We start from the raw sequence: 13,074 nt of genomic DNA, 5'->3' as shown, positions 1-13,074 counted from the left end.
GGTGGTTAGCTTCTGATGCCGGCAGCGGCGAAGCGGATCAGCTCGTCCGCGGCACGCTTGCGGTGGGCCGCCTCGCTGACGCCCGCCGGCCGCTTGATCAGCCCGAAATCGGACATGGCGTAGGTCAGGGCACCCGACAGGAAGTCCAGCCGCCAGTAGAGCTGTTCCTTGTCCAGGTGCGGAACCGCCTGGGCGATGGCCCGGGCGAATTCGCGCGGCACATGGCCGTACTGCTCGGACAGGAACTGGCGCAGGCCGTCGTTCTTCTCGGCGTAGGCGCGGGCGACCACGCGGATGAACGCCGCCCCTCCCTGGCGGTCGCGGGCAACGGCCAGGGCCGGCTCGACGAAGGCCGCGAGGATCGCCTCGAGTTCCGGCGGCTGGCTCTTGCAGGCCTGCTCCAGCTGGCCCAGGCGCTGCCGGCTCATGTCGTCCATGCGCCGACGGAAGACCTCGTTGATGAGGTTTTCCTTGCTGCCGAAGTGGTAGTTGACCGCCGCGATGTTCACGTCGGCGCGGCTGGTGACCTGGCGGAGCGACGTGCCCAGGAAGCCGTGCAGGGCGAACAGCTCCTCGGCGGCGCCGAGGATCCGGTCCTTGGTCGAAAACTGGGTGCTTGCCATGGGGCGGGACGGCCTGCCTGAATCAAACGCTTGTTTGGATATTAGGCGTGGGCGGGGCGGACGGTCAACCCGAAAAAAGTTCGGCGCGCCGCGTGCAGGCGGCGCATGCGATCCGGTAGAATCACTCCAGCCTTGTCGGCTAAACCCGCGCCCCGGCGTGGGTTTTTCCATGTTACCGTGTGCCTGCCTGGAAGGCCGGCACCTCATCCCGGAGACCTCCCCATGGCGCTCGAGCGCACCCTGTCCATCATCAAGCCCGATGCCGTCGCCAAGAACGTCGTCGGTGAAATCTACTCCCGCTTCGAGAAGGCCGGCCTTAAGGTCGCCGCCGCGAAGATGAAGCAGCTCTCGCGCGCCGAGGCCGAAGGCTTCTACGCCGTGCACCGCGAGCGTCCGTTCTTCAACGCCCTGGTGGAGTTCATGATCAGCGGCCCGGTGATGATCCAGGTCCTGGAAGGCGAAGGCGCCGTCCTCAAGAACCGTGAACTGATGGGTGCGACCAACCCGAAGGACGCCGAGGCCGGCACGATCCGCGCCGACTTCGCCGACTCGATCGATGCCAACGCCGTGCACGGCTCCGACGCCGCCGAGACCGCCGCCGTCGAGATCGCGTACTTCTTCCCGTCGACGGACGTCTACGCCCGTTGATTTTCATGCCACGGATTTGCGCGGACAGACGCGGATAAGGCAAGAAAAGGAAGCAGGTGGGATGGCTTTGTGGTTCCCAGCTGCTTCCTGCTCTATCCGCGCAAATGTGCTCTTTGATCCGTGTGATCCGTGGCAAATGCTGTTGATCCTGACCCCAGAAGGCCCGTGACCGAAGCGACCACCAAGCAGAATCTCCTGGACCTCGACCGCACGGGGCTGGAGGACTTTTTCGCCGACGTGCTCGGCGAGAAGCGCTTCCGCGCGCACCAGGTGATGAAGTGGATCCACCATCGCCACGTCACCGATTTCGACGAGATGACCGACCTCGGCAAGGCGCTGCGCGCCAAGCTGCAGGAGCGGGCCGAGGTCGTCGTGCCCCATGTGCACTTCGACAAGGAGTCCGAGGACGGCACCCACAAGTGGCTGCTGGGCATGGATGGCAAGAACGCCATCGAGACGGTCTACATCCCCGACAAGGGGCGCGGCACGCTGTGCGTCTCGTCGCAGGTGGGCTGCGCGCTCAACTGCACCTTCTGCTCCACCGCGACCCAGGGCTTCAACCGCAACCTGTCGACCGCCGAGATCATCGGCCAGGTCTGGGTGGCGGCGAAGCACCTCGGCAACATTCCCCACAAGCAGCGCCGCCTCACCAACGTGGTGATGATGGGCATGGGCGAGCCGCTGGCGAACTTCGACAACGTCGTGCGCGCCATGAGCGTGATGCGCGACGACCTGGGCTATGGCCTGGCCAACAAGCGCGTGACCCTTTCGACCGCCGGCATGGTGCCGATGATCGACCGCCTGGCCGAAGAGAGCGACGTGTCGCTGGCGGTGTCGCTGCATGCGCCCAACGATGCGCTGCGCACCACGCTGGTGCCGCTCAACAAGAAGTACCCGATCGCCCAGCTGATGGAGGCCTGCGTGCGCTATGCGCTGCGCAAGAAGGGCGAGTCGGTCACCTTTGAATACACTCTGATGAAGGGCGTCAACGACCAGCCGGAGCATGCGCTCGAACTGGTCCAGCTGCTGCGCGCGTTCGACCGCGCGGTGCAGATGAAGGACGCCGCCAAGATCAACCTGATCCCGTTCAACCCGTTCCCGGGCACGCGTTACGAGCGCCCGGACGACGCATCGATCCGCACGTTCCAGAAGCTGCTCAACAGCGCCGGGATGATCGCGCCGGTGCGTCGCACGCGCGGGGACGACATCGATGCCGCCTGCGGCCAGCTCAAGGGCCAGGTCGCCGACCGCACCCGCCGCCAGGCCGAGTTCCGCCGCAGCCTCGATGCGAGCGGGGAGGGCGTCCATGTCCGTCGCTAGGCTGGTCGCGTGCCTGCTGGCCGCGTCCGTGCTGCTGCCCGCCACGGGTTGCTCGCGATTGAGCTTCATCAAACCGAGCGCCGAGCGCGGCAAGTCCGAACAGGTGGCGCCGTCCTACGACGTGAGCGGCAAGGGCGCTAGCGCGCGCTCCGGCGAAAACCCGCGCGCCCACCTGCTGCGCGGCGAGCAGGCGCTGCGCGAGGGCCGGGCCGCCGACGCCGAAGCCGAAGCGCGCAAGGCGCTGCGGATCGATGGCCGGAGCGAGCTCGCCTACACCCTGCTGGCGCTGTCCCTGGACCGCCAGGGCCGCACGGCCGACGCCGGTGGGCACTACGCCCGCGCCGCCGAACTGGCGCCGACGTCGGGTGCCGCATTGAACAACTACGGCAGCTGGCTCTGCCTCAACGGACGGGCAACCGAAGCGATGGGCTGGTTCGACCGCGCGCTGGCCGACCGTAGCTATGCCAGCCCCGCGTCCGCGCTCGCCAATGCGGGCGCCTGCGCGGTCGAGGGCGGCCAGCCGGGTCGGGCCGAACGCGACCTGCGCGCGGCGCTCGGCCTCGATCCGGTGAATGCCGTTGCGCTCGAGGCGCTCTCGCGGCATCTTTATGCACAGGGGGAGTACTTCGAGGCGCGCGCGTTCTCTCAGCGCCGCCTCGATGCGGGGCCGGCCTCGCCGGCCGCGATACGAATTGCGTCACAGATCGAGGAAAAGCTCGGCGACAAGGCTGCCGCCGCTCGTTATGTTCAGCGTCTGCGGACGGAATTTCCGCACGCGCCAGCAAGGCTGCCCGGGGACAGCACTTCACGATGATGCCGTCAGACCACACCACGACCGACGCCAATCATGGCTGCGGCACGCGTCTCCGTGCGGCCCGTGAGGCCGCGGGCCTTTCCATCCAGGACGTCGCCAGCCGGCTGAAGATGCCGGTGCGCGTGGTCGAATCGCTCGAGGCGGAGGACTGGAGCCGGCTCGGCGCGCCGGTCTTCATCCGCGGACAGCTGCGCAGCTACGGGCGCCTGCTGGGACTCGCCACGGCGATGGTCCACGAGGCCTCCGGCGTCGCGCCGGTGCGCCCGGTGGAACTCACGCCGCGCACCTATGTACCGCGCATGCGCATCGTGGCCGAGCAGGCCGCCAGGCGCCTGGTCTACGTGGTGATCACCGCGGCGATCGCGCTGCCGGTGTGGCTGGCGACCCAGCCGCACCTGGCGCCGCAGGACACCGTCTCCGGCTCGCTCGACGTCCCGGTCGGGATCCAGGGCGCGCCGGAAGCCGCCCGCGGCCCGACCGCGCTGGTGGCCTCGATGGCGCCGGTCAGCCAGCGCCAGCCGGCGCAGCCGCTGCCGGCACACACCGCAGCAGCGCCGGCGCTGGAACTCCAGCTGTCGGCCGACAGCTGGGTCGAAGTGATGACCCCCGATGGCCGGGTGCTCGAACAGAGCCTGCTGCCTGCGGGCGAGATCCGCGGCTTCGCCGCGGGCGAGGTGGGTGCGGTCGTGCTCGGCAATGCCGGCGCCGTCGACGTGCGCACCCATGGCGTCGAGCAGGACCTGGCGCCCTACCTGCGGGCGAACGTCGCCCGGTTTACGGTATCCTCTGACGGTTCGCTCGCGCCCGCCGGCCACTGAGCCCGGCGCAGCGGCTGCGATGGCCCCTCACGGGGCCCCGCGCGTGAAACCGGCGGCCCGCTCGCGGGCCGTTCCCTTTCCGGTGTCCGCCCGCCACCCGGCGGCGCGGCGCCCAGCATGATCGGAAGAACATGGCAGTAGACGAGTTGCTCGACGAGCACGAACAGGGCGAACGCGTACGCCAGTGGATCCGTGAGAACGCCCTCGGGGTCGTCGGGGGCATCGCCGTCGCGCTGGTCCTCGTCTACGGCTGGGGCAGGTGGCAGGACCATCTGCAGGGCAAGCGCATCGAGACCGGCGCGGCCTATGCCACCTTCAACGAGCGCGTGGCCGCGGGAGAGCTGGAAGAGGCGCGCGCGCTGGCCGGTTCGGCCGGGCTCGAGGAGGGCGTCTACGCCAGCCTCGTGCCGCTGGACCTCGCGGCCGCCCAGGTCGGTGCCGGCGACACTGAAGCGGCAATCGCGACCCTGTCCGACGCCCGCGAAGCCGACCCCGCGCTCGGTCCGGTGATCGCGCGCCGCCTGGCCGTGCTGCTGGTCGATGCGGGCCGCACCGACGAGGCCCTGGCGGCGCTTGGCGACGCACGTGATGCCGGCAGCCTCGAGATCCGGGGCGACGCGGAACGCGCCGCGGGTCGCCTGGAGCAGGCACGTGAGGCGTATACGGCCGCGCTCGCGGCGCTCGACGAAGCCGCGCCGCAGCGCGGCCTGCTGCAGATCAAGCTGATCGATGCCGGCGGCACGCCTGCCGGCGACGACGGGGAGCAAGCCCGATGACCGCACACATGTCCGAATCCCGCCGTCCCGCCCGGCTCGCCTTGCGCGCCGTGGTGGTGCTGGCCTGCCTGGCCGCGCTGACCGGCTGCGGCACCGTGCGCGGATGGTTCTCCGGCAAGGACAAGGTCGACACCGGCCCGGCCAAGCTGGTCGAGTTCCAGGCCTCGGCCGCGCCTCAGCGCCTGTGGACCGCCAGCGCCGGCAAGGGCGACGGCAGCACCGGCGTGCGCCAGGGTCCGTTCATCGCCGACGGCGTGGTCTACGCCGCGTCGGTCGAAGGCGGCGTGCGCGCGTTCGATCTGCAGAGCGGTCGCAGCCTCTGGCGCCACGACTCGGACCTGCGCCTGGCGGGCGGCCCTGGCGCCGGCGACGGCCTGGTCGTGGCCGGGTCGCTGGACGGCGAAGTGGTGGCCCTGGACGCCGCCACCGGCGCCCCGCGCTGGACCGCGAACGTGCCCAACGAGGTCATCGCGCGCCCTGCGGTCGGCCAGGGCCTGGTGGTGGTGCGCTCCAACGACGGCCGCGTCACCGCGTTCGACGCGGCCTCGGGCGCGCGCCGCTGGTTCTGGACCGAGGAACTTCCCACCCTGACCGTGCGTGGCAATGCCGCGGTCACGCTCGCCCCGGGCTACGCCTTCGTCGGCACCGACGAGGGTGACCTGGTGGCGCTGTCGCTTGCCGACGGTCGCCTGCTCTGGGAGCAGCCGGTCGCGCTGCCGGAAGGCCGCACCGAGCTCGAGCGCATGGCGGACATCGACGGCGCGCCGGTGGTCGACGGCCCGGCGGTCATCGCCAGCAGCTACCGGAACCGCACGATGGCCTTCGAAGGCCCGTCCGGCCGGCCGCTCTGGGCCGCCGAGAGTGGCGGCGCAGGCAGCGTCGGCGTGGCGGACGACCGCGTCGTGGTCAGCGATGCCGCCGGCACCGTGTGGGCGATCGACAAGTACGTCGGCACGTCCTACTGGCAGCAGCCGGCGTTGGCGCGCCGCATCCTGAGCCCGGCGGTGGTGCAGGGCGCCTATGCCGTGGTCGGCGACCTCGATGGCTACCTGCACTGGATGCGCCTGCTCGATGGCGAGTTCGCCGCGCGCACGCGCGCCGGGCGCTCGGCGATCGCCGGGCATCCGGTGGTGGCCGACGGCGTGCTGGTGGTCCAGAACGTCGACGGCGACCTCAGCGCCTGGCGCATCGACTGAGTTCCAGGGCACCACATCGCATGCTTCCCCTGGTCGCCCTGGTGGGCCGTCCCAACGTCGGCAAGTCGACGCTCTTCAATGCGCTCACGCGCACGCGTGACGCGCTGGTGCACGACCAGCCCGGCGTCACCCGCGACCGTCATTACGGCGTCTGCCGGCTCGCCGAGGACCGGCCCTTTGCCCTGGTCGATACCGGCGGCATCGCCAATGGCGGCGTGCACCTGGTCGCCGGCAACCTGGCCGGCGCCACCGCGCGCCAGGCCCGCGCAGGCGCGGACGAGGCCGACCTGGTGCTGTTCGTGGTCGACGGCCGCGAGGGACCGTCGACGGTCGACGACGAGATCCTGGCCTGGCTGCGCAAGTCCGACAAGCCGGTGTTCCTGGTGGTCAACAAGACCGATGGCGTCGACGCCCGGGCCGCGCTCGCGGAGTTCGCCCACTACGGCATCCGCGACGTGGTGCCGGTGTCCTCGGCGCACCGCCAGGGCATCGACGACCTGGTCGACGAGGTCCTCGGGCGGCTGCCCGAACAGGGCGCGACCGAGGCGCTCGACAACGATCCCGATCGCATCCGCATCGCCTTCGTGGGGCGCCCGAACGTCGGCAAGTCGACCCTGGTCAACCGGATCCTCGGCGAGGAGCGGATGATCGCTTCCGAGGTTGCCGGGACCACGCGCGACTCGATTTCCGCCGACCTGGAACGCGACGGGCGCCTGTACCGGCTGGTGGACACCGCCGGCATCCGCCGCAAGTCGCGGGTCGACGAGGCGGTGGAGACGTTCTCGATCATCAAGACCCTGGAGTCGATCGAACATTGCCAGGTCGCGGTGGTGATGATCGACGCCCGCGAAGGCGTGACCGACCAGGACGCCAGCGTGCTCGGCGCCGTGCTCGACGCCGGCCGTGCGCTGGTCATCGCCGTCAACAAGTGGGACGGCCTGGACACCTACCAGCGCGAGCAGGTCGAGGCGCTGCTGTCGCGCAAGCTGGCCTTCGTGCCGTGGGCGGAGGCGGTGCGCATCAGCGCGCTGCACGGCTCCGGGCTGCGCGAACTGTTCAAGGCCATCCACCGCGCGCATGGCTCGGCCACCCGCAGCTTCAGCACCGCGGACGTCACCCGCGCGATCGAGATCGCGGTCGAGGCCAACCCGCCTCCGGTGGTCCGTGGCCACGCCGCCAAGCTGCGCTTCGCGCACCCGGGCGGCGAAAGTCCGCCGACGATGATCGTGCACGGCACCCGGCTGCGCACGCTGTCGGACAGCTACAAGCGCTATCTCGAGAACTTCTTCCGCAAGCGCTTCAAGCTGGTGGGAACGCCGGTGCGCTTCGTCTTCAAGGAAGGCGAGAATCCCTACAAGGACAAGGTCAACGTGCTGTCCCAGCGCCAGGTGGCCAAGAAGAAGCGCCTGATCCGCCACGCCAAGCGCGGGAAGTGAACGGCGGGGCGACCACGCTCGGGCTGCTGGCTGGCGGGCGCGCGACGCGCCTGGGCGGCCTCGACAAGGCCTGGCTGCAGCGCGGCGGGGTGCCGCAGGTCCTGCGCCTGGCCGCGCGGGTCAGCGACGAAGTCGACGCCGTCCTCGTCTCGGCCAATCGCGAACTGGAGCGTTACGCGGAACACGCGCTGGCGGCCGTGCCTGACCGTCGCACCGATCTCGGCCCGCTCGGCGGGCTCGACGCGCTCGCCCAGGCCTGCGCCACGCCCTGGCTGCTCACGCTCCCGGTGGACCTGGTCTCGGTCAACGACTGCCTGCTGCGCAGCCTGCGCGCCGCGGGCGAGGCCGGCGCCTGGGCCGAGGACGACGACGGCCGCCAGCCGCTGGTGGCGCTGTGGGACGTGGCGGGCCTGCGACGAGCCTTGCCGGCGTCGCTGGACTCCGGCGATCTGTCGGTCCGTACCCTGCAAAGCCGACTCCACATGCGCGGCGTGCGCTTTGCCGGCCTGCGCTTCGGCAACCTCAACACCCCGGACGATCTCGCCGCCGCCGGCTTCACGACGGGCGGGCCCGGTCCCCTTGGCGTAGGGTAGGGCCACCTCGGGTTGGCCACAGTCGGCGGGAATCGGGTGGTGGCGGATAATCGCGGCATGCCTGCAACAGAAATCACTCCGCGCGAAGCGCATCGACGCCTCGAAGGTACCGGCGCCGTGCTGGTCGACGTGCGCGAGGACCACGAGCGCGAGACCGGCATGGCCGAGGGCGCCCGCGGCATCGCGCGCGACGAGCTCGAGCGCGAGCCTGCCTTCCACTTCCACGACCGCGAGCAGGAGCTGGTGCTGATCTGCCAGACCGGCGGGCGCTCGATGCTGGCGGTGGAGGCACTGCAGCGCCAGGGCTACCGCAACGTGGCGTCGGTGCGCGGCGGCACCCTGCGCTGGATCGCCGACGGCCTGCCGATGGCGCGCCCGGACCCGTCGGCCGCACCGCGCGACGAGGACTTCCACCAGCGCTACTCGCGCCACCTGCTGCTGCCGGAGATCGGCATGCGCGGGCAGAAGCGCCTGCAGGCGTCGCGCGTGCTCATGCTGGGCGCCGGCGGGCTGGGCTCGCCGGCGGCCTTCTACCTGGCCGCGGCCGGCGTGGGCGAGCTGCGCATCGCCGACGACGACGTGGTCGAACGCAGCAACCTGCAGCGCCAGATCCTGCATGCCGACGCCGACATCGGCATGCGCAAGGTCGACTCGGCCGAGGTGCGGCTGTCCGCGCTCAATCCCCGCCTGAAGATCGATGCGGTTCCGGAGCGGGTCACGTCGGCCAACGTCGATCGGCTGATGGAGGGTGTCGACGTGGTGGTCGACGGCGCCGACAACTTCCCCGTGCGCTACCTGCTCAACGACGCCTGCGTGCGCCACGCCGTGCCCCTGGTCCATGGCGCCGTGCACCGGTTCGAAGGCCAGGTGAGCGTGTTCGACGCCGGACGCCACCGCGGCACGGCGCCGTGCTATCGCTGCCTGTTTCCGGAACCGCCGCCGGCCGAGGCCGCGCCCAACTGCAGCGAGGCCGGCGTGCTCGGCGTGCTGCCGGGCGTGGTGGGGATGCTGCAGGCCACCGAGGCGCTGAAGCTGCTGCTGCACATCGGCGAGCCGCTGCGCGGCCGGCTGCTGCACTTCGACGCGCTGCGCATGCAGTTCCGCGAGACCCGGCTGACGCCGGATCCGGCATGCCCGGTGTGCGCGCCCGGCATCGAGTTCCCCGGCTACATCGACTACGCGGCGTTCTGCGCCGGCTGAGGGCGTGTCCTGCGCGTGAGCGTGGCGCGCCCGGGCCTCGGCTAGTCTTCCCGCTCCAGGGGCAAGGAGAGCGGCATGGGGGCAAGGTTGCGTGCATGGCTGTGGCTGGCGGCTCTGGGGCTCGCGTGCGGGCTCCTGCCGATGTCGCCGGCGTTGGCCGCCGACCCCTGTCCGCTGCTGCGGGCGCAGCAGTCCGCGCCCGATGCCGCCACGCGCATCGCCGCGGCGGCCTGCGAGGAGCACCAGGCCTGGCATCGCCCCTTCATCGACGTCGACGGACGCCTGGCCGGCTCGGTGGTGCGCGAGGCGGAGTCGGCGCTGCTCGCCAACGGCCAGCCGGCGTGGCAGCGCGTCGCCGATTACTGGCGCGGCAGTGGCCTGCTGGGTCAGGTCATGCAGCGGACGGGCGCCGTGGACTGCGCCAGCACCGCGGCGCCGCAGTCGGCGCCGGGGTGCCGGAGCTTCATCCTCGACACGCCCTGGTCGGCGGCCTTCGTCTCGTGGGTGATGCGTCGCGCCGCGCTGCCGGGATTCGGCGCCTCCGCAAGCCACGTCGACTATGTCCGCGCGGCCTATCGCGATCCCGAGTCCAGCGCCTACCGCATCGCCGACCCGCGCGCAGGCCGGCCTTCGCGCGGCGACCTGCTCTGCTATGTGCGCGTTCCCGGACGGAACTTCGGCTTCGGCGGCCTGGCGACCCTGCTCAGCAGCGAAGGCGGCGGCCTTGGCATGCACTGCGACGTCGTGGTCGGAGCGGGCGAGGGCGGCGACCGCACGGCGCGCCTGGTCGGCGGCAACGTGCTCGATGGCGTGACCATGCGCCTGCTGCCGCTGACGGCGGGTGGCCACTTCGCGGACCTGCCGACCCGCCTCGAGAGCGGCGCCGCCTGCAGTCCCGACGCGCCGGCCGCCTGCAATGCCAACCGACAGGACTGGGCGGCGCTGCTGCAGCTGCGCCCGCAGGCCGAACTCGCGCGCCTGGCACCGCCACCGCCGCTGCAGGGGCCGGCGGCGGCGCCCGTCTCGCCCCAGTGCTGCGTCCACTGCGTCGTCGGTTCGGGCGTGCCGCGCTGTCCTGCCGGGGCGCTGCCGCAAGGTCGCTGAGCGTCCGCGTTGGCGCGGCGGTTCGCATGCCGCGGCCGCGATCGGCGACAATGCCGCGTTCCCGCGCACGATCAGGCAGGCATGTCCGAGACCCCATCCACGGCCCGCATCCTCGATGGCAAGGGCATTGCCGACCAGCTGCTGGATTCGCTCCGCGTCCGCGTCGAGGCGCGCGTCGCCGCCGGCCACGCGCCGCCCGGGCTGGCGGTGGTCCTGGTCGGTGACAATCCCGCGTCGCGCTCGTACGTGCGCAACAAGCGCCGCGCGGCCGGCATCGTCGGCATCCGCGCGCTGGATTTCGACCTGCCCGAGGGCACCTCGGAAGCCGAGCTGCTGGCGCTCATCGACCGGCTCAACGCCGATCCCGGGGTGCACGGCATCCTGGTGCAGCTCCCGCTGCCCGGGATTCCCGACGCCACCCGCCTGATCCACCGCATCGACCCGCGCAAGGACGTCGACGGCTTCCACCCGGAGAACGTCGGCCACCTGGCGCTGCGCCAGTTCGGCCTGCGTCCCTGCACGCCGCGCGGCATCACCACGCTGCTGGCCTGGACCGATCGCCCGGTGCGCGGCCAGAGCGCGACGATTGTCGGGGTCAGCAACCACGTCGGCCGGCCGATGGTGCTGGAGCTGATGATCGCCGGCTGCACGGTGACCGCCTGCCACAAGTTCACGCCGCCGGAGGTGCTGCGGCGCCACGTTGGCGAAGCCGACATCCTGGTCGTCGCCGTGGGCATCCCGGGGATGATTCCGGGCGACTGGATCAAGCCCGGCGCGGTGGTGATCGACGTCGGCATCAACCGCCTCGACGATGGCCGACTGGTGGGCGATGTGCAGTTCACCGAAGCGGCCCGGCGGGCGAGCTGGATCACCCCGGTGCCGGGCGGGGTGGGGCCGATGACCGTGGCCACGCTGATGGAGAACACGCTGGAGGCCGCCGACGCACTGGCCGCCGACGCCCTGGACGGCGACGCCCTGGACGGCGTCGCCGCCGCAGGCTGAGCGGGACGGCGCGTCCCGCCGCGCGGCGCACCGCGACTGCCACGGCGCGGTACAATTGCGTGCTTCACCCCAACCGGCACCGCCATGCTGCGCATCCAGGCTGAAGCACTGACCTACGACGACATCTCGCTCGTCCCGGCGCATTCCACGGTCCTGCCCAAGGACGTCTCCCTCGCCACCCGGCTCACGCGCGACCTGCGCCTGAACATGCCGATCGTGTCCGCCGCCATGGACACCGTGACCGAGGCCCGCCTCGCGATCGCCATGGCCCAGCTCGGCGGCATCGGCATCGTGCACAAGAACATGTCGGCCGAACGCCAGGCCGCGCAGGTGCTGCAGGTGAAGAACTTCGAGGCCGGAGTGATCCGCGAGCCGTTCACGGTCAGCCCGCAGACCTCCATCGGCGAAGTGCTGCGCTTCACCCGCGCGCGCAACATCTCCGGCGTTCCGGTGGTCGACGGCGACCAGCTGGTCGGCATCGTCACCGGCCGCGACATGCGCTTCGAGAAGAAGCTCGACGATCCGGTGCGCAACATCATGACCCGCAAGGAGAAGCTGGTCACGGTGAAGGAAGGCGCCAGCGACGACGAGGTCATCCAGCTGCTGCACAAGCACCGCATCGAGAAGGTGCTGGTGGTCAACGACGACTTCCAGCTGCGCGGCCTGATCACGGTGAAGGACATCCAGAAGGCGCAGGACAATCCGGATTCGGCCAAGGACGCGTCCGAGAGCCTGCTGGTCGGCGCCGCGGTCGGCGTCGGCGGCGACACCGAAGAGCGCATCGAGCGCCTGGCCGCGGCTGGCGTGGACGTCATCATCGTCGACACCGCGCACGGCCATTCGCAGGGCGTGCTCGACCGCGTGGCCTGGGCCAAGAAGCACTATCCGAAGCTGCAGGTGGTCGGTGGCAACATCGTCACCGGCGACGCTGCGCTGGCACTGATGGACGCCGGCGCCGACGCGGTCAAGGTCGGCGTGGGTCCCGGCTCGATCTGCACCACGCGCGTGGTGGCGGGCGTGGGCGTGCCGCAGATCACCGCGGTCGACATGGTCGCCGAGGCGCTGCAGGACCGCATCCCGCTGATCGCCGATGGCGGCATCCGCTACTCGGGCGACATCGGCAAGGCGCTGGCCGCCGGTGCGTCCACGGTGATGATCGGCGGCCTGTTCGCCGGCACCGAGGAGACCCCGGGCGAGACCGAGCTCTACCAGGGCCGCAGCTACAAGAGCTATCGCGGCATGGGCAGCCTGGCGGCGATGGAGAAGGGGTCGAGCGACCGCTATTTCCAGGATGCCGCCACCGCCGACAAGCTGGTGCCCGAGGGCATCGAGGGCCGGGTGCCGTATCGCGGCCCGCTGAGCGGCGTGATCCACCAGCTGCTCGGCGGCCTGCGCGCGACGATGGGCTACGTCGGCTGCGCGAACGTGGACGAGATGCGCAGCAAGCCGCAGTTCGTGAAGATCACCGGTGCCGGCCAGCGCGAGAGCCACGTCCACGACGTGCAGATCACCAAGGAACCGCCGAACTACCGGGCGGGCTGACC

General features: G+C 71.1%; 13 protein-coding genes. 12 read left to right on the top strand and 1 reads right to left on the bottom strand.

From position 1 onward, the window contains the following. Nucleotides 1-5 precede the first annotated feature (5 nt). Nucleotides 6-623: a TetR/AcrR family transcriptional regulator gene (locus JG616_RS00990; RefSeq protein WP_199362110.1), complete on the bottom strand. Its 618-nt coding sequence runs from the start codon at nt 621-623 to the stop codon at nt 6-8. Between the two features lie 222 nt (nt 624-845). Between JG616_RS00990 and ndk the strand changes: the two genes are divergently transcribed. From ndk to guaB, 12 genes are all read left to right on the top strand, one after another. Further along, nucleotides 846-1,271, top strand: a complete 426-nt coding sequence (gene ndk / locus JG616_RS00985; RefSeq protein WP_199362109.1) for a nucleoside-diphosphate kinase — start codon at nt 846-848, stop codon at nt 1,269-1,271. 165 nt (nt 1,272-1,436) lie between these two features. After that, nucleotides 1,437-2,591, top strand: a complete 1,155-nt coding sequence (gene rlmN / locus JG616_RS00980; RefSeq protein WP_234446455.1) for a 23S rRNA (adenine(2503)-C(2))-methyltransferase RlmN — start codon at nt 1,437-1,439, stop codon at nt 2,589-2,591. Continuing rightward, complete coding sequence (locus JG616_RS00975; protein ID WP_235972838.1) at nt 2,578-3,405, top strand: tetratricopeptide repeat protein; 828 nt, start codon at nt 2,578-2,580, stop codon at nt 3,403-3,405. Before rlmN ends, JG616_RS00975 begins: the two co-directional genes overlap by 14 nt. Beyond that, a complete protein-coding gene (locus JG616_RS00970; RefSeq protein ID WP_199362106.1) occupies nt 3,402-4,223 on the top strand; it encodes a RodZ domain-containing protein in 822 nt (273 codons plus the stop codon). Before JG616_RS00975 ends, JG616_RS00970 begins: the two co-directional genes overlap by 4 nt. A gap of 131 nt (nt 4,224-4,354) precedes the next feature. After that, on the top strand, nt 4,355-4,999 hold the full coding sequence (locus tag JG616_RS00965; RefSeq protein WP_199391398.1) for a tetratricopeptide repeat protein: 645 nt from the start codon (nt 4,355-4,357) through the stop codon (nt 4,997-4,999). An 8-nt stretch (nt 5,000-5,007) separates the two neighbouring features. Continuing rightward, the gene (gene bamB, locus JG616_RS00960; RefSeq protein ID WP_199391397.1) at nt 5,008-6,195 is read left to right on the top strand and encodes an outer membrane protein assembly factor BamB; all 1,188 of its coding nucleotides are present in this window, start codon (nt 5,008-5,010) and stop codon (nt 6,193-6,195) included. A gap of 20 nt (nt 6,196-6,215) precedes the next feature. Further along, nucleotides 6,216-7,631 carry a ribosome biogenesis GTPase Der gene (gene der, locus JG616_RS00955; protein WP_199391396.1) on the top strand — a complete coding sequence of 472 codons (1,416 nt, stop codon included), beginning with the start codon at nt 6,216-6,218 and terminating at the stop codon, nt 7,629-7,631. Beyond that, on the top strand, nt 7,628-8,224 hold the full coding sequence (locus tag JG616_RS00950) for an NTP transferase domain-containing protein (RefSeq protein ID WP_199362102.1): 597 nt from the start codon (nt 7,628-7,630) through the stop codon (nt 8,222-8,224). Before der ends, JG616_RS00950 begins: the two co-directional genes overlap by 4 nt. 57 nt (nt 8,225-8,281) lie before the next feature. Next, entirely contained in the window at nt 8,282-9,424 is a 1,143-nt protein-coding gene (gene moeB, locus JG616_RS00945; RefSeq protein WP_199391395.1) for a molybdopterin-synthase adenylyltransferase MoeB, read from the top strand. A 75-nt stretch (nt 9,425-9,499) separates the two neighbouring features. Beyond that, nucleotides 9,500-10,528 carry a DUF2272 domain-containing protein gene (locus JG616_RS00940; protein WP_199391394.1) on the top strand — a complete coding sequence of 343 codons (1,029 nt, stop codon included), beginning with the start codon at nt 9,500-9,502 and terminating at the stop codon, nt 10,526-10,528. An 81-nt stretch (nt 10,529-10,609) separates the two neighbouring features. Continuing rightward, nucleotides 10,610-11,530: a bifunctional methylenetetrahydrofolate dehydrogenase/methenyltetrahydrofolate cyclohydrolase FolD gene (gene folD, locus JG616_RS00935; protein ID WP_199391393.1), complete on the top strand. Its 921-nt coding sequence runs from the start codon at nt 10,610-10,612 to the stop codon at nt 11,528-11,530. 84 nt (nt 11,531-11,614) lie between these two features. Further along, the gene (guaB, locus tag JG616_RS00930) at nt 11,615-13,072 is read left to right on the top strand and encodes an IMP dehydrogenase (RefSeq protein WP_199391392.1); all 1,458 of its coding nucleotides are present in this window, start codon (nt 11,615-11,617) and stop codon (nt 13,070-13,072) included. The last annotated feature ends 2 nt before the right edge of the window (nt 13,073-13,074 follow it).

The organism is Luteimonas sp. MC1895, from assembly GCF_016457215.1.
Classification (GTDB): Bacteria; Pseudomonadota; Gammaproteobacteria; order Xanthomonadales; family Xanthomonadaceae; genus Luteimonas.
The sequence above is the reverse complement of the archived record's forward strand: the minus strand, read 5'-3'. Positions and strand labels throughout refer to the sequence as shown.

What these genes read in the sequence shown, in the direction of transcription:
- JG616_RS00990 (WP_199362110.1), bottom strand. Translation starts at nt 623, where the DNA reads ATGGCAAGCACCCAGTTTTCGACCAAGGACCGGATCCTCGGCGCCGCC.
- ndk (WP_199362109.1), top strand. Translation starts at nt 846, where the DNA reads ATGGCGCTCGAGCGCACCCTGTCCATCATCAAGCCCGATGCCGTCGCC.
- JG616_RS00975 (WP_235972838.1), top strand. Translation starts at nt 2,578, where the DNA reads ATGTCCGTCGCTAGGCTGGTCGCGTGCCTGCTGGCCGCGTCCGTGCTG.
- JG616_RS00970 (WP_199362106.1), top strand. Translation starts at nt 3,402, where the DNA reads ATGATGCCGTCAGACCACACCACGACCGACGCCAATCATGGCTGCGGC.
- JG616_RS00965 (WP_199391398.1), top strand. Translation starts at nt 4,355, where the DNA reads ATGGCAGTAGACGAGTTGCTCGACGAGCACGAACAGGGCGAACGCGTA.
- bamB (WP_199391397.1), top strand. Translation starts at nt 5,008, where the DNA reads ATGTCCGAATCCCGCCGTCCCGCCCGGCTCGCCTTGCGCGCCGTGGTG.
- der (WP_199391396.1), top strand. Translation starts at nt 6,216, where the DNA reads ATGCTTCCCCTGGTCGCCCTGGTGGGCCGTCCCAACGTCGGCAAGTCG.
- moeB (WP_199391395.1), top strand. Translation starts at nt 8,282, where the DNA reads ATGCCTGCAACAGAAATCACTCCGCGCGAAGCGCATCGACGCCTCGAA.
- JG616_RS00940 (WP_199391394.1), top strand. Translation starts at nt 9,500, where the DNA reads ATGGGGGCAAGGTTGCGTGCATGGCTGTGGCTGGCGGCTCTGGGGCTC.
- folD (WP_199391393.1), top strand. Translation starts at nt 10,610, where the DNA reads ATGTCCGAGACCCCATCCACGGCCCGCATCCTCGATGGCAAGGGCATT.
- guaB (WP_199391392.1), top strand. Translation starts at nt 11,615, where the DNA reads ATGCTGCGCATCCAGGCTGAAGCACTGACCTACGACGACATCTCGCTC.